This is a genomic window from Microbacterium sp. M1A1_1b (assembly GCF_053345565.1).
The window spans coordinates 54,706-71,586 of record NZ_JBKFAJ010000009.1 but is presented as its reverse complement, the minus strand read 5'-3'; the positions used below and the strand labels follow the sequence as shown (position 1 = coordinate 71,586).

General features: G+C 71.4%; 18 protein-coding genes and 1 tRNA gene. 12 read left to right on the top strand and 7 right to left on the bottom strand.

Features of this window, described 5'->3' with window-relative positions:
* Nucleotides 1-60 precede the first annotated feature (60 nt).
* Nucleotides 61-645 carry a hypothetical protein gene (locus tag ACLBWP_RS16835; protein WP_243562926.1) on the bottom strand — a complete coding sequence of 195 codons (585 nt, stop codon included), beginning with the start codon at nt 643-645 and terminating at the stop codon, nt 61-63.
* Nucleotides 646-810: 165 nt separating this feature from the next.
* Here ACLBWP_RS16835 and ACLBWP_RS16830 point away from each other — a divergent pair, with 165 nt between their 5' ends.
* From ACLBWP_RS16830 to rlmB, 4 genes are all read left to right on the top strand, one after another.
* Entirely contained in the window at nt 811-1,293 is a 483-nt protein-coding gene (locus ACLBWP_RS16830) for a CarD family transcriptional regulator (RefSeq protein WP_017888066.1), read from the top strand.
* A gap of 12 nt (nt 1,294-1,305) precedes the next feature.
* The gene (ispD, locus tag ACLBWP_RS16825; RefSeq protein WP_447656013.1) at nt 1,306-2,532 is read left to right on the top strand and encodes a 2-C-methyl-D-erythritol 4-phosphate cytidylyltransferase; all 1,227 of its coding nucleotides are present in this window, start codon (nt 1,306-1,308) and stop codon (nt 2,530-2,532) included.
* Between the two features lie 32 nt (nt 2,533-2,564).
* Entirely contained in the window at nt 2,565-3,974 is a 1,410-nt protein-coding gene (cysS, locus tag ACLBWP_RS16820) for a cysteine--tRNA ligase (protein ID WP_447656012.1), read from the top strand.
* 64 nt (nt 3,975-4,038) lie between these two features.
* Nucleotides 4,039-5,049: a 23S rRNA (guanosine(2251)-2'-O)-methyltransferase RlmB gene (gene rlmB / locus ACLBWP_RS16815; RefSeq protein ID WP_447656011.1), complete on the top strand. Its 1,011-nt coding sequence runs from the start codon at nt 4,039-4,041 to the stop codon at nt 5,047-5,049.
* Nucleotides 5,050-5,320: 271 nt separating this feature from the next.
* Here the strand turns inward: rlmB and ACLBWP_RS16810 are convergent, their stop codons facing one another.
* Both ACLBWP_RS16810 and ACLBWP_RS16805 read right to left on the bottom strand, forming a co-directional pair.
* Entirely contained in the window at nt 5,321-6,631 is a 1,311-nt protein-coding gene (locus ACLBWP_RS16810) for a DUF4032 domain-containing protein (protein WP_243562922.1), read from the bottom strand.
* 139 nt (nt 6,632-6,770) lie between these two features.
* Nucleotides 6,771-7,871, bottom strand: coding sequence for an ABC transporter ATP-binding protein (locus ACLBWP_RS16805; RefSeq protein ID WP_243562921.1), 1,101 nt, complete (start codon nt 7,869-7,871; stop codon nt 6,771-6,773).
* Nucleotides 7,872-8,150: 279 nt separating this feature from the next.
* Here ACLBWP_RS16805 and ACLBWP_RS16800 point away from each other — a divergent pair, with 279 nt between their 5' ends.
* Nucleotides 8,151-9,092: a DsbA family protein gene (locus ACLBWP_RS16800; RefSeq protein ID WP_447656010.1), complete on the top strand. Its 942-nt coding sequence runs from the start codon at nt 8,151-8,153 to the stop codon at nt 9,090-9,092.
* 372 nt (nt 9,093-9,464) lie between these two features.
* Here ACLBWP_RS16800 and ypfJ read toward each other — a convergent pair whose 3' ends face one another.
* The gene (ypfJ, locus tag ACLBWP_RS16795) at nt 9,465-10,358 is read right to left on the bottom strand and encodes a KPN_02809 family neutral zinc metallopeptidase (RefSeq protein ID WP_447656009.1); all 894 of its coding nucleotides are present in this window, start codon (nt 10,356-10,358) and stop codon (nt 9,465-9,467) included.
* Entirely contained in the window at nt 10,355-11,056 is a 702-nt protein-coding gene (locus ACLBWP_RS16790) for an NAD(P)H-hydrate epimerase (protein ID WP_447656008.1), read from the bottom strand. The genes ypfJ and ACLBWP_RS16790 overlap by 4 nt, the downstream gene beginning before the upstream one ends.
* Nucleotides 11,057-11,089: 33 nt before the next feature.
* On the opposite strand from ACLBWP_RS16790, the gene ACLBWP_RS16785 reads away from it, so the two are divergent.
* Together ACLBWP_RS16785 and ACLBWP_RS16780 are read left to right on the top strand one after the other, a co-directional pair.
* Nucleotides 11,090-11,875, top strand: coding sequence for an alpha/beta fold hydrolase (locus ACLBWP_RS16785; protein WP_447656007.1), 786 nt, complete (start codon nt 11,090-11,092; stop codon nt 11,873-11,875).
* Between the two features lie 54 nt (nt 11,876-11,929).
* The gene (locus ACLBWP_RS16780; protein ID WP_447656006.1) at nt 11,930-12,961 is read left to right on the top strand and encodes an aldo/keto reductase; all 1,032 of its coding nucleotides are present in this window, start codon (nt 11,930-11,932) and stop codon (nt 12,959-12,961) included.
* Between the two features lie 218 nt (nt 12,962-13,179).
* Here ACLBWP_RS16780 and ACLBWP_RS16775 read toward each other — a convergent pair.
* Both ACLBWP_RS16775 and msrB read right to left on the bottom strand, forming a co-directional pair.
* Nucleotides 13,180-13,255, bottom strand: a tRNA-Thr gene (locus ACLBWP_RS16775).
* A 42-nt stretch (nt 13,256-13,297) separates the two neighbouring features.
* On the bottom strand, nt 13,298-13,708 hold the full coding sequence (gene msrB / locus ACLBWP_RS16770) for a peptide-methionine (R)-S-oxide reductase MsrB (RefSeq protein WP_243562915.1): 411 nt from the start codon (nt 13,706-13,708) through the stop codon (nt 13,298-13,300).
* 56 nt (nt 13,709-13,764) lie between these two features.
* Here msrB and ACLBWP_RS16765 point away from each other — a divergent pair, with 56 nt between their 5' ends.
* The 5 genes from ACLBWP_RS16765 (at nt 13,765) to ACLBWP_RS16745 (ending at nt 16,740) form a co-directional block, all read left to right on the top strand.
* Complete coding sequence (locus tag ACLBWP_RS16765) at nt 13,765-14,241, top strand: GNAT family N-acetyltransferase (RefSeq protein ID WP_447656005.1); 477 nt, start codon at nt 13,765-13,767, stop codon at nt 14,239-14,241.
* On the top strand, nt 14,238-15,308 hold the full coding sequence (locus ACLBWP_RS16760; protein WP_447656004.1) for a DUF2332 family protein: 1,071 nt from the start codon (nt 14,238-14,240) through the stop codon (nt 15,306-15,308). Before ACLBWP_RS16765 ends, ACLBWP_RS16760 begins: the two co-directional genes overlap by 4 nt.
* A gap of 116 nt (nt 15,309-15,424) precedes the next feature.
* Nucleotides 15,425-15,709 carry a DUF3263 domain-containing protein gene (locus ACLBWP_RS16755; RefSeq protein ID WP_447656061.1) on the top strand — a complete coding sequence of 95 codons (285 nt, stop codon included), beginning with the start codon at nt 15,425-15,427 and terminating at the stop codon, nt 15,707-15,709.
* Nucleotides 15,710-15,738: 29 nt separating this feature from the next.
* The gene (locus ACLBWP_RS16750; protein WP_447656003.1) at nt 15,739-16,278 is read left to right on the top strand and encodes a LytR C-terminal domain-containing protein; all 540 of its coding nucleotides are present in this window, start codon (nt 15,739-15,741) and stop codon (nt 16,276-16,278) included.
* A 258-nt stretch (nt 16,279-16,536) separates the two neighbouring features.
* Nucleotides 16,537-16,740: a cold-shock protein gene (locus ACLBWP_RS16745; protein WP_056120541.1), complete on the top strand. Its 204-nt coding sequence runs from the start codon at nt 16,537-16,539 to the stop codon at nt 16,738-16,740.
* The last annotated feature ends 141 nt before the right edge of the window (nt 16,741-16,881 follow it).

Genomic DNA, 16,881 nt, shown 5'->3' with positions numbered 1-16,881 from the left:
GTCTGGTGCGGCTGGTGCTGCTGGCGCGGCCGTCGGTGCGCCCGTCGGATGCGTCCGGACTCAGCCGGCCGGCGTCGCCGTCGGGGTGTCGGTCGGCTCGGAGGTCTCGCCGGACTCGGCCGTGCGGGTCGGGGTCGGCGTGGAGGTCGGCGCCAGGGTGTTGTACTCCTCGAGCGCGCTGGTCAGGACCGGCACGTTGGCGGAGACGCCCTCGGCACCGGCGTACGAGAAGTACACCTTGACGAGCGATCCGGGCGTCACGTCGGCGCCGCGGAACACGACGGCGTCCGTGCCGGCGGCGCGGGTGCCCTGCGTCTCGGCGCCGCTCTGGACGCTCGACTCGGCGCTGGCAGCGGTGCCCGACGACGGGTCGACGTGCGAGTTGGCCGGGACGACCACGGTCTGGGCGACGCTGGCGACCTCGATGGTCAGCGTGATGTCGTCGGCGCTGGTGTTGACGATGGTGCCGACGAACCGGGCGTTCTTGCCCGAGTCGGAGATGAGCAGCGCGTTGCGGACGTCGACCTTGCCCGTCGAGACGTTCACGCCGTCGGTGATCTGCCGGATCTCGCCGGTGGACGCCGGCGACATGAACTCACAGCCGGTCGCGCCGAGCGCGATGGTTGCCGCAACGGCGACGGACACGAGTACCCGAGCTCGCAAGAGATTCCTCCGAAGATCACGATGCGAACGGCCGTTCGGTCCGACGCGCCTCCATCCTAGCGATCACCCGGTGGGGCTTCCCGTCACGAACCCCGTGGTTGCTGGGCCCCTGTGGTAAACTGAGTGACGCGGAACGGAGCTTCACACATGCAATTCGAAGTCGGCGAAACCGTCGTCTACCCCCATCACGGGGCGGCAACCATCTCAGAAGTCAAGACCCGGGTCATCAAGGGCGAGGAAAAGGTCTACCTGAAGTTGCGGGTCACCCAGGGTGACCTGACGATCGAGGTGCCGGCGGACAACGTCGACCTGGTCGGTGTGCGTGACGTGATCGGCAAGGAAGGCCTCGACAAGGTCTTCGAGGTCCTGCGTGCACCGTTCACCGAAGAGCCCACGAACTGGTCCCGTCGGTACAAGGCGAACCTCGAGAAGCTCGCGTCCGGTGACGTCATCAAGGTGTCCGAGGTCGTCCGCGACCTGTGGCGCCGTGACCAGGACCGCGGCCTGTCCGCGGGCGAGAAGCGGATGCTGGCCAAGGCCCGGCAGATCCTGATCTCCGAGCTGGCACTCGCCGAGAAGACCGACGAGGACAAGGCATCGACCGTCCTCGACGAGGTCCTCGCCTCCTGAGCTGACCAGGGCGTGCCCGACACCATCACGACGACCCCACCGACCGATCCGGTCCGTGGGGTCGTCGTCGTTGCGGCAGGGTCCGGCACGCGGTTGGGGCTCGGCACGGCGAAGGCGTTCGTGCCGGTCGCCGGACGGGTGATGCTCGAGCGGGCACTGTCGCCGCTGTTCACGCTGCCGGACCCGGTGTTCGTCGTCGTCGTGGCACCGGCCGACCGCGTCGACGAGTGTCGAGCGCTCGTGGCGTCCGTCGCCGACGTCGCTGTCGGGTACACCGCGGTGGTCGCCGGCGGGGACGACCGCCACGCGTCGGTGCAGGCCGGGCTCGCATCGCTGCCGTCGTCGGTGCAGACGGTGCTGGTCCACGACGCCGCGCGCTGCCTGACCCCCGCGGCGCAGTTCCAGGCCGTGTTCGACGCCGTCGACCAGCACGCGTGCGGCATCGTCCCCGCGCTGCCCGTCACCGACACCGTCAAGCAGGTGTCCGGCGACGTCGTGGTGGGCACGGTCGACCGGTCCGCGCTGGTCGGGGTGCAGACGCCCCAGGGCTTCCCACTCGCTGCGCTGCGCCGGGCGTACGTCGTGTCGATCCAGTCGGAGACCGACGATGCCGGGGTGTTCCAGGCCGCCGGCGGCACCGTGCGGTTCGTCCCGGGGGACGCCGACGCGTTCAAGATCACGACCGCGTGGGACCTGCGGCGCGCGTCCGCGGTCGTCGCCGAGCGCACCCGGTCGGACCTGCCTGCCGCTCTCCGCATGGACGTGCGGATGGGGCTCGGCATCGACGTGCACGCCTTCGACGCGGGCGCCGTGTGCCGTGTCGGCCTGCTCGAGTTCCCGGGTCAGGACGGCCTGGCGGGACACAGCGACGGGGACGCGGTGGCCCACGCGGTCTGCGACGCCCTGCTCTCCGCTGGCGGACTCGGCGACATCGGTGGACGGTTCGGCACCTCTGACCCCGCCTACGCCGGCGCGACCGGCGACGTCTTCGTGCGCGGCGCCGTGCAGGCACTGGCAGCGGCCGGCCTCGCGCCGACCTCCGTCACCGTGCAGGTGATCGGCAACCGCCCGCGCATCGGATCCCGGCGCACCGAGATGGAAGCGGCCCTGTCGGCGGTCGTCGGCGCCCCGGTCGCGGTGTCCGGCACGACCACGGACGGGCTCGGGTTCACCGGACGCGACGAGGGGCTCGCGGCGATCGCGACGGCCCTGGTCGTGCCGGTCGCCCCGTCCTCCTGAAACAGCGGCCACGCGCCGATTAGGGTTGGGGCGTGACCGTTCGCCTCTACGACTCCCGTGCCGCAGACGTCGTCGACCTCGTCCCCCTGGTCGACGGACAGGTCAGCATGTACGTGTGCGGTCCGACGGTGCAGTCGTCGCCGCACGTCGGACACCTGCGGTCCGCCCTGGTCTACGACATCTGGCGCCGCTGGCTGACCCACCGCGGGTACCACGTGACGCTCGTGCGGAACGTCACGGACATCGACGACAAGGTGCTCGACCTGGCCGCTGCCGCGGACGAACCCTGGTGGGCACGGGCGTACCGCGTCGAGCTCGAGTTCAGTGCCGGCTACGCCGCGCTCGGCATCCTGCCGCCCACGTACGAGCCCCGCGCCACGGCGAGCATCCCCGAGATGCAGGCCATCATCGCCACGCTCGTCGACCGCGGGCACGCGTACCCCGCGGCCGACGGATCGGGTGACGTCTACTTCGACACCGGCAGCTGGGACGCCTACGGTGCGCTGACCCGGCAGCGCCGCGACGACATGGTCGAGGCCGCCGACGCCGATCCGCGCGGCAAGCGCGACGCCCGCGACTTCGCGCTGTGGAAGGGCACCAAGGCGGGCGAACCGACCACCGCCTCGTGGGACTCCCCGTGGGGCGCCGGTCGCCCGGGGTGGCACATCGAGTGCTCGGCGATGTCGAAGCGCTACCTCGGCCCGGCGTTCGACATCCACGGCGGCGGACTCGACCTGCGCTTCCCGCACCACGAGAACGAGCTCGCGCAGTCGACCGCGGCCGGCGACGGGTTCGCGTCGTACTGGCTGCACAACGGCCTGGTGCACGTCGACGGCCAGAAGATGTCGAAGTCGCTCGGCAACTCCATCTTCGCGGCCGACATGCTCGGCAGTGCTCGTCCGATCGTCGTCCGGTACTTCCTGGGCGCAGCGCACTACCGCTCGACGATCGACCACCACGACGGGTCCCTGGCCGAGGCCGAGGCAGCGCTCGACCGCATCGCCGGGTTCCTGGAGCGCGGTGCCGCCGCACTCGAAGGGGTCGTGCTGACGGACGCTCCTGGGGTCCCCGACGCGTTCGCCGCCGCGATGGACGACGACCTGTCGGTCCCCCAGGCGCTGGCCGTCCTGCACGACACGGTGCGCGCCGGCAACGCCGCGATGGACTCCGGCGATGCGGAAGCGCTCGGGGTCGCGTACCATCAGGTGGCTGCGATGGTGGAGGTGCTCGGCATCGACCCGCGGGCGTCTCACTGGTCAGGTGCCGGTCACGACGCCGCCGCGGCACCGCTGGCCGCACTGGTCGACCGCCTCGTGCAGGAGCGGTCCGACGCCAGGGCGAACCGGGACTTCGCCACGGCCGACCGTGTGCGCGACGACCTCGCCGCAGCGGGCATCACGATCGAGGACACCTCGGCCGGAACACGTTGGAGCATCGCGTAGTCGCGACGCACCGCCGCGGACTCGCGGCACCGAAGTCGCGCAGGCGGCGCCGAAGGAGCAGACCATGAAGAACATCTCGGGGAACAAGAAGGGCCGTCCCGGTGCCGTCCGGTCCGGGCGCAAGGGCAACAAGCAGGTCGGCTCCGGTGGTCAGGGCGCCCAGGCGCTCGAGGGGCGCAAGCCGACCCCCAAGGCCGAGGACCGTCCGTACCACCCCGCCGGCAAGCGCAAGGCGGCGAAGGAGCGCTTCGACGCGGCACGCACGCGCCACGGCGCCTCGAGCTCGACGGGCAACCGCACCGGCCGTCCGCCGCAGCGCAAGAGCGACGACTCCGAGCTGGTCACCGGCCGCAACTCGGTGCTCGAGGCCCTGCGCACCAAGACCCCGTCGACCACGCTGTACATCGCCGCGCGCATCGAGGTCGACGACCGCGTCAAGGAGATCCTGGCGCTGGCGAACCACCGCGGCGTGCCGATCATCGAGATGATGCGCCCCGAGCTCGACCGCATCACGGGGCACGACAGCGTGCACCAGGGCGTCGCGCTCAAGGTGCCCGCGTACGAGTACGCGGTCTCCGAGGACATCGTCGAGCGCGCGTTCGCCCGCGACCAGGTACCGCTCCTGGTCGCGCTCGACGGCATCACCGACCCGCGCAACCTCGGCGCGATCATCCGCTCGACGGCGGCGTTCGGCGGCCACGGCGTGATCGTCCCGCAGCGTCGGTCGGTCGGGGTCACCGCCTCGGCGTGGAAGACCTCGGCCGGAGCCGCCGCGCGCACCCCCGTCGCGATGGCGCCGAACCTGACGCAGACCCTGAAGTCGCTCAAGTCGATGGGCCTGTTCGTGCTCGGGCTCGACGGCGACGGTGACGTCCAGCTCGACGCGCTGGAGCTCGCCGACCGGCCGATCGTGATCGTCGTCGGCTCCGAGGGCAAGGGCCTGTCCCGTCTGGTCACCGAGACCTGCGACGCGATCGTGTCGATCCCGATCTCGTCGGCGACCGAGTCGCTCAACGCGGGCATCGCGGCCAGCGTGACCCTGTGGGAGGTCGCGCGCCGCCGTCGCGCGGAGTAGTCGCAACCGCCAGGAGGCCCGGTGCCGGTCCGTTGGACCGGCACCGGGCCTCCAGTGCGTCTCGGGGCCGTACCCGGGGTGGCTGCGTGGGGTGCGACTCGTCGCGAACCCCCGCGTGCGTTCCCCCGAGCGGTCGCAGATCGTCGTTCGCCGCGCCTCCGACCGACAACTCGCGACCGGTCGGCGGACATGAGCGGGGTGTTGCGACCGGTCAGCGCAGGACATGACGGGACGCAGACGGCGCGGCAGTCGCGGACGTTGCGACCGCCCGTCAGACGTTCGCGCGCCAGTCCTCGACGTCCTCGGCCTCGTCGACGTCGGCGTCGTTGTCGACCAGCGGGATCGGCAGGGTCAACGACGACGTGGGCGGGTTGATCAGCAGCCGTTCGTCGCGGCGGTGGCGCAGCACGTCGTTGATGTAGGCGGTCGTGGCCTCGGGCAGCGAGACGGACCGCTCCTCTTCCTGCGACATGAACCACCGGTGCTCCAGCAGCTCGTGGAAGACCTCGGCCGGTTCGAGCCGGCCGCGCAGGTCACGCGGGATCGAGCGGATCACCGGCTCGAACACCTTCGAGACCCACTCGTGGGCGACCATCTCCTCGTCGAGCTGGTCGCGACCGTTGCGCGCGCGGTAGGCGTCGAGGTCGTTGAGCAGCCGTCGTGCCTGGTTCTCGCCGGCGTCCAGCCCGGTCAGCCGCAGCAGTCGGCGCTGGTGGTGCCCGGCGTCGACGACCTTCGGCTGGATGCGGACCTGCGAGCCGCCCTCGGTCGTGTGGATCGACAGCTCTTCGATGTCGAAGCCGAGCGCGTTGAGCCGCTCGACACGGTCGTTGATGCGCCAGCGTTCGCGGACGTCGAACTGCTCGGTGCCCGTCAGCTCCGTCCAGAGCGTCCGGTACTGCGCGACGATCCGGTTCGAGACGTCGACCGGGTCGGCGTTCTCGTCCAGACGCCCGCCTGCCTCGAGGTCCAGCAGCTCGCCCGCGATGTTCACGCGCGCGACCTCGAGGTCGTTCTCGCGCTGCCCGTTCGACAGGCCGCCCGGGTAGAGCTTGCCGGTCTCGGCGTCGACCAGGTACGCGGCGAACGAGCCGGCGTCGCGACGGAACAGCGTGTTCGAGAGCGACACGTCGCCCCAGTAGAAGCCGATGACGTGCAGGCGGACGAGCAGCAGCGCCAGGGCATCGACCAGACGCGTGGCGGTGTCCGGCCGCAGGGTCTGCGAGTACAGCGCGCGGTACGGCAACGAGAAGCGCAGGTGACGGGTCACGAGCACCGGGTGCAGGGGCTCGCCGTCAGCCGACGCGCGGTTCGTGATGACCGCGACCGGGTCGACGCAGGGCACGTCCATGCGCTGCAGGGTGCGGAGCATGTCGTACTCGGAACGCGCCACCTCTTCGCCGGTCTCCTTCACCGCGGCGACGTACCCGCTCAGGTGCACGAACCGCACCAGGTGCCGCGAGATGCCCTTCGGCAGGGCGACGATGGTCTCGTCCGGCCAGGCGTCGAGTGGCAGGTCCCACGGCAGGTCGAGCAACCCGGGGTCGACGGTGGCGGCGGTGATGGCGAGGGAGTCGGGCACGGTTGCTCCTGTGGTGCGGTGTGCAAGACGGGAGGCTCGTGGCGGCGTCGCCACGGACCTCCCGTCCGGTGGGTGGAACGACGGGAGCCCGCCACCCGCCCTTGTGAGGCGGGCGCGGGCTCCCGGGTGGTGCTGGGTGTCAGGCGCTGACGACGGCCTTGTCGTCGAGACGCTCGCCCGACTCGGCGTCGAACATGTGCACGTGGCCCTGCTTCGGGCTCACGACGATCGTGTCGCCGATCGACGGGTGGCTGCGGCCGTCGACGCGGGTGACGATGTCGGTGCGGGTGCCGTTGACGTCGGCGTGACCGTAGAGGTATCCGTCGGCGCCGAGCTCTTCGACGACGTCGACCGTGACGGGGAGACCCTCGCCACCCTGCGACACGATGATGTCCTCGGGGCGGACACCGACGGTGACCTGCTTGGAGCGGGCGTTGCTGAGGGTGTCACGGTCGACCGGGTGGTTGAGCGTGCCGAAGCTGATGCCGCCCTCGAGGACCGAGGCGGGCAGCAGGTTCATGGCGGGCGAGCCGATGAAGCCGGCGACGAACACGTTGTTCGGCTTCTCGTACAGGTCACGCGGGGTGCCGACCTGCTGCAGGATGCCGTCCTTGAGCACCGCGATGCGGTCACCCATCGTCAGGGCCTCGGTCTGGTCGTGCGTGACGTACACCGTGGTGACGCCGAGACGACGCTGCAGCGACGCGATCTGCGTACGGGTCTGGACGCGGAGCTTGGCGTCGAGGTTCGACAGCGGCTCGTCCATGAGGAACACCTGCGGCTGACGGACGATCGCACGGCCCATCGCGACGCGCTGACGCTGACCACCCGAGAGGGCCTTCGGCTTGCGGCCGAGGTACTGCTCGAGGTCGAGGAGCTTGGCGGCTTCCTGCACGCGGGTGGCGCGCTCTTCCTTGCCGATGCCGGCGATCTTGAGCGCGAAGCCCATGTTCTCGGCGACGGTCATGTGCGGGTACAGCGCGTAGTTCTGGAACACCATCGCGATGTCGCGGTCCTTCGGCGGGACGTCGGTGACGTCGCGGTCGCCGATGCGGATCGCGCCCGAGTTCACTTCCTCGAGCCCCGCGAGCATGCGGAGCGAGGTCGACTTGCCACAGCCCGACGGGCCGACGAGGACCAGGAACTCGCCGTCGGCGACGTCCAGGTCGAGGGAGTCCACCGCGGGGCGGTTGCCTCCGGGGTACAGACGGGTTGCCTTGTCATAGGTGACGGACGCCATGAGCGTTCGGTCCTTTCTCCACCGGCAGGTACGTGCCGGACGATCCGAGTGAAGCGGTGTCCCCGAGGGGAACCCGGTTGGTCGTCGTCGACCAACGGTGCTCATACAACACGGTTTCCCCGGGCAGCGCCAGTGCTCTGTCCCCTTCTTGCGGGGTGGTCGGCGCACTCCCAGCACCGATTGGGCGCTTCCCAGAGCCCCCCACTACGATCGACCGGGTCTGTCCGCCGCGCTCGGGGGTGAACGCGGTCGGACCCCGATCAGGAGGACGACCCACGAATGACGAACCGCCCCGAGGGTGATGCCCGCGCCGAGCGGAACCAGCGCCGAGCAGCAGCCCGCGAGCGCGCCCAGCGTGCCCGGACCCAGCAGAAGCGCCGACAGCGGGGCGTCCGGATCGGCCTGCAGGTCGGCCTGGGGGTCGTGCTCATCGCCGCCGCGACGGTCGTCACGCTCGTGCTCATCGACTCGACGAAGCCCGCCGGGCCCGGCCCGTCATCGATGTCCCGCGGTGGCATCACGATCGGGCAGGACCTGAAGGCCGTCTCCGGCGCGTCCGCGTCCTCGAGTCCCTCGGCGAGTGCGACGGACTCCGCCGAGCCGGTGCGCATCACGATGTACGTCGACTACAACTGCCCCGAGTGCGCCGCGTTCGAGAAGACCAACCGCACCTACCTCGAGGGACTCGTCGACTCCGGAGCGGCGACGGTCGACATCCACCCCGTGGCCACGCTGTCGAACCGCTCGCAGGGCACGAAGTACTCACTCCGTGCGGCCAACGCCGCCGCGTGCGTGGCCGAGTCGTCGCCGGACTCGTTCTGGGCCGTCAACCGGGCGCTGTTCGCAGCGCAGCCCGAGCAGGGCACTGCGGGGCTGACGGACGCCCAGCTGCAGCGCATCGTCCACCGTGTCGACGGGATCCGCGACACCGGCACCATCGACTCGTGCATCACGGACCAGCGCTACGGCAAGTGGGTGGACGAGCGGACGAGCGCCGTCACGGGCGGGGACGTCGCCGGCACGACGCTGAACGAGTTCCCCGGGGTGCCGCTCGTGCTGGTCAACGGGCAGCGGTACGAGTACTCGCAGCCGTTCACGAACGAGGAGTTCCGGACGTTCGTCATCACGGCCGCGGGTGCGGGCGACGAGACGCCGACGCCGACCCCGACTCGCACCCCCACGCCGACCCCCAGCGCCTCGGCGTCTCCCAGCGCTTCCTGACCGGTCGCAACACCCCGTCGGCGTGCCGCCGACCGGTCGCCGGTCGTCGCTGCGCGCCGGCCCGGCCGACGTTTCGTGACCACTCGGCGGACGTGAGCGGGGTGTCGTGACCGCCCGGGGTGCGTCCCGGGTGCGCGTCGGGGGTCCTGGAGCCGCCCGTCTGGAGGCCCGGTGGCGGTCCGGCGGGCGTGCTCCGGGCCTCCAGGCAGTCGCGTCGGCCCGCGCCACCGGTCGCAACACCCCGTCGGCGGGCCGCCGACCGGTCGCCGGTCGTCGCTGCGCGCCGGCCCGGCCGACGCTTCGTGACCACTCGGCGGACGTGAGCGGGGTGTCGTGACCGCCCGGGGTGCGTGGCAGCGCGTGTGCGGTCGGTCAGAGCGCGGACGCGGGCACGCTCAGCGTGTCGCACGTGCCGGCACCCTGCTCGTAGCCGCGGGTGAACCAGCGCTGCCGCTGCTCGCTCGTGCCGTGCGTGAACGAGTCCGGGTCGACCTGGCCGCTCGAACGCCGCTGGATGCTGTCGTCCCCGACCGCGCTCGCCGCGGACAGCGCATCGGCGATCTGCGCCCGGGTGAACGGCTCGAAGAACGTCGTGCCGTTGGCGGACTGCGTCGTCGCGGCGTCCCCGGCCCAGGCGCCCGCGTAGCAGTCGGCCTGCAGCTCGACGCGGACGCTGCCCGACGACGCCCCGGAGCCACTGCGGTCGGTGTCGGCGAACGTGCCCTGCAGCTGCTGCACGTGGTGCCCCCACTCGTGCGCCACGACGTACATCTGGGCCAGCGGTCCCCCCGACGAGCCGTACGTCGTCTGCAGGTCGTCGTAGAAGGCGGTGTCCAGGTAGATCGCGCGGTCCGGCGGGCAGTAGAACGGCCCCGTCGACGCCGAGGCCGTCCCGCACGCGGTGTCCGTCGAACCGTCGAACAGGAAGAAGTCGGGCGTGGAGTACGGGACGCCGAGCTGCCGGCTCTCGGACGTCCAGTACGCGTCGAGCGACTCGGCAGCGCCCTCCATCCGGCAGTCGATGCTGGCGTTGGCGTCCCGGCCCGTGCGGCACTCGGCCACCGGGGTTGCCTGCCCGCCGTCCTGCTGGATCGGTGTGAGGCCATTGCCGTCACCGACGACACCGCTCAGGTCGACGCCGGTGAACTGGGCGATCAGGAACACCACGATCGCGACCACGCCGACCCCGCCCCCGGCGATGCCCGCGGTCCGCCCGCGCCGCTTGACCTTGCCGCCGCCGAGCTGCGAGTCGTCGTTGAACGTCATGGTCCGAGGGTACGGACGAGCGGCTCCACCGTCGCCAGGTCGTCCGCGATGCCGACGTCGACCAGTCCGATCCGCCCGGCGAGCGTGGCGCCGGGGCCCCGCAGCAGTCCCGCCTTCACCCCGCCGAAGGTGACGGTGACGTCCGCCTGCAGCACGTGGTCGTCCGCCACGGCGCCGGTGTCGACGTCGATGCCGCTCGGCACGTCCACGGCGACGACGAACGGCGCCCGCTGGTCGCGGGCGAGCTCACGGATCGCCTGCACGACCTCGCGTGCGGGGGAACGGAGCGCGGACGCGCCGTGCACGCCGATGCCGAGGACCGCGTCGAGCACCAGGTCGGCGCCGAGCGCCGCGTCGGTCACGACCTGCTCCGGCGGACCGTCCAGGAGGACCGCACCGGCTCCCAGCGCCGCTGCCAGGCCCGCCTCGTGGACCCGTGAGCCGACGCGCAGCACTGCCACGTGCCTCCCGTCGGCTGCCAGGTGCGCACCCGCGAACAGGGCGTCACCGCCGTTGTCGCCGCTGCCCACCAGCAGCAGGACCGATCCCGGTCCGTCGCCCGGCCGTTCGGCGGGGTCGTCGAGCAGCCGGCCGACGATCGTCGCCAGTCCGGCCGCCGCCCGCTGCATGAGGGGTTCCCCCGCGTCCAGGTGCGGCCGCTCCGCCGCCCGGACCTGATCACCGCCGTAGCCGTCCATGGCCGCCACAGTGCCCCGCTAGCCTGGGAGGTCATGTCACTCGTCCCCGCCGCGCCCCTGCCCCGCGCCGTCATGTCGCCCGACGGTCGGCGCATCGCCACGTACGACTTCGGCGACCCCGACGCGCCCGCCGTGGTGGCCGTGCACGGGTTCGCCTCGGCGGCGATCCTGAACTGGCACGCCTCCGGCTGGACACGCGACCTGGTCCGCGCCGGCTACCGGGTCGTCGCGCTCGACCAGCGCGGCCACGGTGCCTCCGCCAAGCCGCACGAGCCCGACGCGTACTCGATGGACCTGCTGGTGGCCGACGTGACCACGGTCATCGACACCTACCTGCTCGACGACGTCGCGTTCCTCGGGTACTCGCTCGGCGCGCGCGTCGGGTGGCACACCGCCGAGCGGATCCCGGACCGGATCACCCGCGCGGTGTTCGGCGGGATCCCCGACGCCGACCCGATGCGCCGCGTGCGGGTCGACCAGGCACGGGCGTACCTGACCGACGGCACCCCGATCGAGGACCGCGTGACGAACGGGTACCTGACGATGGCGGGCAACGTCGAGGGCAACGACCTCCGGGCCCTCGTGGCGATGGTCGAAGGGATGCGGAACAGCATCGAGCCGACGCCGGCGAACGCCCCCGCGCAGCCGATCCTGATGGCGGCGGGCAGCGAGGACGGCATCCGCGACAGTGCCGTCCGGCTGGCCGAGGCCGCGCCGAACGCCGAGTTCTTCGAGATCCCGGGACGGAACCACTTCAATGCCCCGACGTCGCGGGCGTTCCGCCAGGCGGCGATCGCGTTCTTCGGACAAGCGGGCTGACCGGTACTCGCAGGGCCTCTCGCCGCGCAGCCCGTGCGGCGTAGCGTCCGGCGCATGGAACACAGACTCCTCGGGAACAGCGGGACAGCGGTGTCCTCCCTCACCCTCGGCACCATGACCTTCGGCAGCGAAGCCGACGAAGCCACCTCGCACCAGATGCTCGACACCTTCGTCGCAGCCGGCGGCACGCTCGTCGACACGGCGGACGTGTACTCCGGCAACGAGTCGGAGCGCATCATCGGACGGTGGCTCGCAGCCCACCCCACCGAAGCCCAGCAGGTCGTCATCGCGACCAAGGGGCGGTTCCCCCAGGGGGACGGCCCGAACGACCTGGGCCTGTCCCGGCGGCACCTGCGCGTGGCCCTCGACGCCTCGCTCGAACGGCTCGGCGTCGACCACATCGACCTGTACCAGATGCACGCGTGGGACGCGCTGACCCCGATCGAGGAGACCCTGCGCTTCCTCGACGACGCCGTCACCGCGGGCAAGATCGGCTCGTACGGTTTCTCGAACTACCTCGGGTACCAGATCACCAAGGCCGTGTACGAGGCGAAGGCCCACGGGTGGGTGCCGCCCGTGACCCTGCAGCCGCAGTACAACCTGCTCGTGCGCGACATCGAGCACGAGATCGTCCCCGCCTGCCTGGACGCCGGCATGGGGATGCTGCCCTGGTCGCCCCTGGCGGGCGGCTGGCTGTCGGGCAAGTACCAGCGCGACGAGGCCCCGACCGGGTCGACTCGTCTGGGGGAGAACCCCGAGCGCGGCATGGAGGCGTGGGAGGCCCGCAACGGCGACGAGCGCACGTGGCAGGTGCTCGACGCCGTGTCCGCGGTGGCCGACGCGCACGGTGCCTCGAAGTCGCAGGTCGCCCTCGCCTGGCTGCTCGCGCGTCCGGCGGTCACGAGTGTCATCCTCGGTGCACGGACGATCTCCCAGCTGCAGGACAACCTCGGCGCGGCCGACCTCGTGCTGACCGACGACGAGCTGCAGCGCCTCACCGACGCCAGCGCACCGCGGATCGACGACTACCCCTACGGCACCGCCGGTGTCGCGCAACGAGAGCGCAAGATCCAGGGCGGTCGCTGACGATTCCTTGCGGGAACCCGCGAGGTCGGGCAGGAACCCTGGACGAGCCCCTCCCCGGGATGTCAGGATCCCGGTACGGCCGGCTGGTTACCGTGCTGAGCGCCAGGAACACTCCTGATCCGTGTTCCACCTGCGCCGAGAGCCCCGAGCGACCACGTCGCTCGGGGCTCTCGCCGTCCGGGGTGCTCACCGCCCGGGATGCTCACCGTCCGGAGTGTTGGGGCCAGCAGCGGGACTTGAACCCGCAACCCCCGTATTACAAGTACGGTGCGCTACCAATTGCGCCATGCTGGCTGACCCGCCCATCTTAGCGATGCGCGGATCAGGATCTGCGTGCTACTCGGCCGGGGTCTTCTCGGTGAAGTTCAGCGACAGCGAGTTCATGCAGTACCGGTCACCGGTGGGGGTGCCGAACCCGTCGGGGAACACGTGGCCCAGGTGCGAACCGCAGTTCGCGCACCGGACCTCGGTCCGGACCATGCCCATCGACTTGTCCTCGATGAGCGTGACGGCCTGGGGGTCCACCGACTCGTAGAACGACGGCCAGCCGCAGCCGGAGTCGAACTTCGTGCCGCTCTTGAACAGCTCGGCGTTGCACGCCGCACACGTGTAGATGCCGGCACGTTCCTCGTCCAGCAGTTCGCCGGTCCACGGCCGCTCGGTACCGGCCTGACGGAGGACGGCGTACTGCTCCGGGGAGAGCTCTTCGCGCCACTCGGCGTCGGTCTTCTCGACGTTGTGTGCCATGGGTTCCTCCTTGCTTCCGGCCGGGGTCGTCGGCCACCTTCAGTAAACTCGCCGCGATGTCCAGACATTCCGTGCACCGCGCTCGATGGACCCGCCTGACGACGGACGAACTGTACGGCATCGTCCGTCTGCGCAACCGCGTCTTCGCACTCGAACAGCGGGTCACCGACGAGGACTTCGACGGCCGCGACCGCGAGCCGGAGACCGAGCACTGGTGGTTCGGGACCGACGACGCCGCCGTCGGGTACCTGCGCCTGATCCGGCCCGCCCCGGCCGAGACGCACCCTGCCGACAGTGCACCCCCGGCGTGGGTGATCGGCCGGGTCGCCACGCACCCCGAGCACCGCGGCACCGGGATCGCCGGGGGACTGGTCGCGGCGGTGCTGCAGGAGCACGGTGACGAGCCGGTCGTCCTGCACGCGCAGCAGTACGTCGCCGCGCTGTACGAGCGGCACGGATTCGTCCGGTTCGGCGACCCCTACGTCGAGGCCGGCATCACCCACGTCGGGATGTACCGCCCGGCAGACGGATGAGCACCCGCGAGCGGTACGCGGCCTACGCCGACCGCATCGCCGCCGTGTCGCCGGCCTACGCTGCGTGGGCGCGGTCGCTCGACGACGACCTGGTCGCGATGCTCGAGCAGCTCCCGCCGACCCAGCGGCAGCCGGAGCTGCTGTTCGCGGTCGCACGGTCGCTCGGCGCCGACCCGTCGGACCCGGCAGCGCTGCGCGCCCTCGGACAGGAGGCCCGGCCCGCGCTGGTCACGGCCCTCGCCACCGCCACGGTGCAGGCCAACGACCCGCGGCGGCTCGGTCCCGTCGTGCCGGTCGTCGCGATGGTCGCCAGGTCCGTCGACCGGCCGCTCGGCCTGGTGGACGTCGGCGCGTCCGCGGGCCTGTGCTCGATCCCGGACCGCGTGACCCTGGACTACCGCGTCGCAGACGGCGCCGACCCCGATCGCACCCCTCTCGCGACATCGCACCCCGGTGCGCGGGGGCGCGACGTCCGGCAGGGGGTGCGACACCGCACCGTCCGGATGCACACCGCGCCCGCGGACCCGTCGATCCACCTGGTCGCCGACGCCTGGGGAGCGCTGCCGGCGCCGGCCACGGCGCCGATCCGCATCGCCGCGCGGGTCGCCCTCGACCCCCACCCCATCGACCCGGCCGCGCCGGACGCCCTCGACCGGCTGGTGCAGGCGGTGCCGCCCGAGGCCCTGGACCGCATCGCCCTGATGCGATCGGCGATGTCGGCGACGCTCGCCGTGCCTCCTGTCCGCATCACCGGCCGTGTGCCGGACGACCTCGACGCCGCGATCGACGCGCTGCCCGATGGCTGCGAGCCCCTCGTCCTGACCACCGGCACCCTGGTCTACGTGCCGGGAGCCGAACGGCAACGGTTCGTCGACCGGATCCGCGAGCGCGGCGTGCGGTGGATCGCGCTCGAGCGCACCGGCATCCTGCGCGACGTGGCGGCCACACTGCCCGACGACGTCGACCCCGCCGACCCGGACGCCTTCGCGACGCTCTCGCTCGACGGCGTCGCGGTCGCGGTGTCCGACGCGTTCGGCACACGCGTGCGGTGGATCCGCGCGGTCTGAGAACCCCCAGGGCCGATTCCGCGACAGTCCAGGGCCATGCCAGGGTCGGCATCGACCGCGCCCCTACGATGTGCGAGACCTGTTCCCCGAACGCGATCGGACCCGTCGTGACCACCATGCCCGCGGACGAGCTCAGCGAGCTCGCCAAGCACGTGCTCGCGTTCGAGCACGAACGGGCACGGCACGACCGGACGAAAGAGGCGGAGATCCGGGTCGAGTTCGACATGTCGCCGGCGCGCTACTACCAGGTGCTCAACCGCGTGATCGACTCGCCGGCCGCGCTCGCCCACGACCCGCAGCTCGTCGGACGCCTGCAGCGGCTGCGCCGGTCGCGCACCGCGGCGCGTGCGGCGCGCAGCTTCGCCCTGCCGGGTGCCAACGGAACCGAAGAGGAACGATGACGAGATTCCCCCATGACCGTTTCGACGACGTGACCGACGGTCCGCGTGTCGGGGCGCACCGTGGCATGCACCGTCGTGGTCGCGGATGGATCGCGTTCGCCTGGGCCGCCCTGGCCACCGGGGTGCTGGTCGGCATCGGCGTGCTGGTGCTGGCGCTGCTGAACGGCAGCTACTCGTTCTCGGGGTCGGACGCGTCGTCCTCACCGTCGGCGTCCTCGTCCGCGTCGGCATCGGCGTCCCCCTCGGAGTCGTCGTCGCCGTCGACCCCCGCAGCGGCCACGCCGGCCGACCAGGGCAGCACGACGCTCGTCGTCCTGAACGGCACCTCGACCGCGGGACTCGCGGCGAAGGGCACGAGCACGCTGACCACGGCGGGGTGGAAGGTCACGTCGAGCGGCAACGCGGGCACGACCGGCACGGCGTCGACCATCGTGTACTACCAGCAGGAGTCACAGAAGGCCCTCGCCGAAGGGATCGCGAAGTCCCTCGGAACGACCGCGGTGGAACAGTCCGCTGCATTCCCGAACGCAGACGTCAGTGTCGTGCTGGGGGCTGACTACACCGGTTGATCCGTGGCAGTCGGCGCATTCGGGACCGCATTTGTGACGATCGTGTTTCCGGCACGTTGAGTTCCGGCGGCGGGTACCGGAAATGTCCGTCACACCGCTTGCCCGTGGGCTGTTCCTGATTAGAGTCACAAGTGGTCACCGGAGTGATCGCAATGTCGTCGGACCTCGGTACGCACGATGCGCACCACCCTGGACCCGACGGCGTCACCCGACGGCCCCGTCGTTCGCGACAAGCAGTACCGCAGGGAGCAACAGATCATGGCCAACGGAACCGTCAAGTGGTTCAACGCTGAGAAGGGCTTCGGCTTCATCACCGTCGATGGAGGGGGCCAGGACGTGTTCGTCCACTACTCGGCCATCGACATGAACGGCTACAAGGTCCTCGAGGAGGGCCAGGCAGTGACGTTCGACGTCGGCACGGGGTCGAAGGGCCCGCAGGCCGAGTCGGTCCGTCCGGCGTAGCCGCCGAACCACACGAGGAACGCGCCGTCCCCACCGGGGCGGCGCGTTCGTCGTGCCGGGTGTGCGTGCGTGCTCGTTGTGTCGGGCGTGTGCGGGCGTTCGTCGTGCCGGGACCCGCTGGTCGGTGCGTGTTGCACTCTC

Excerpts from the sequence above, each read along its gene's own strand:
- ACLBWP_RS16830 (WP_017888066.1), top strand. The coding sequence starts at position 811 with ATGCAATTCGAAGTCGGCGAAACCGTCGTCTACCCCCATCACGGGGCG.
- rlmB (WP_447656011.1), top strand. The coding sequence starts at position 4,039 with ATGAAGAACATCTCGGGGAACAAGAAGGGCCGTCCCGGTGCCGTCCGG.
- ACLBWP_RS16805 (WP_243562921.1), bottom strand. The coding sequence starts at position 7,871 with ATGGCGTCCGTCACCTATGACAAGGCAACCCGTCTGTACCCCGGAGGC.
- ACLBWP_RS16800 (WP_447656010.1), top strand. The coding sequence starts at position 8,151 with ATGACGAACCGCCCCGAGGGTGATGCCCGCGCCGAGCGGAACCAGCGC.
- ypfJ (WP_447656009.1), bottom strand. The coding sequence starts at position 10,358 with ATGACGTTCAACGACGACTCGCAGCTCGGCGGCGGCAAGGTCAAGCGG.
- ACLBWP_RS16790 (WP_447656008.1), bottom strand. The coding sequence starts at position 11,056 with ATGGACGGCTACGGCGGTGATCAGGTCCGGGCGGCGGAGCGGCCGCAC.
- ACLBWP_RS16785 (WP_447656007.1), top strand. The coding sequence starts at position 11,090 with ATGTCACTCGTCCCCGCCGCGCCCCTGCCCCGCGCCGTCATGTCGCCC.
- ACLBWP_RS16780 (WP_447656006.1), top strand. The coding sequence starts at position 11,930 with ATGGAACACAGACTCCTCGGGAACAGCGGGACAGCGGTGTCCTCCCTC.
- msrB (WP_243562915.1), bottom strand. The coding sequence starts at position 13,708 with ATGGCACACAACGTCGAGAAGACCGACGCCGAGTGGCGCGAAGAGCTC.
- ACLBWP_RS16765 (WP_447656005.1), top strand. The coding sequence starts at position 13,765 with ATGTCCAGACATTCCGTGCACCGCGCTCGATGGACCCGCCTGACGACG.
- ACLBWP_RS16760 (WP_447656004.1), top strand. The coding sequence starts at position 14,238 with ATGAGCACCCGCGAGCGGTACGCGGCCTACGCCGACCGCATCGCCGCC.
- ACLBWP_RS16755 (WP_447656061.1), top strand. The coding sequence starts at position 15,425 with ATGCCCGCGGACGAGCTCAGCGAGCTCGCCAAGCACGTGCTCGCGTTC.
- ACLBWP_RS16745 (WP_056120541.1), top strand. The coding sequence starts at position 16,537 with ATGGCCAACGGAACCGTCAAGTGGTTCAACGCTGAGAAGGGCTTCGGC.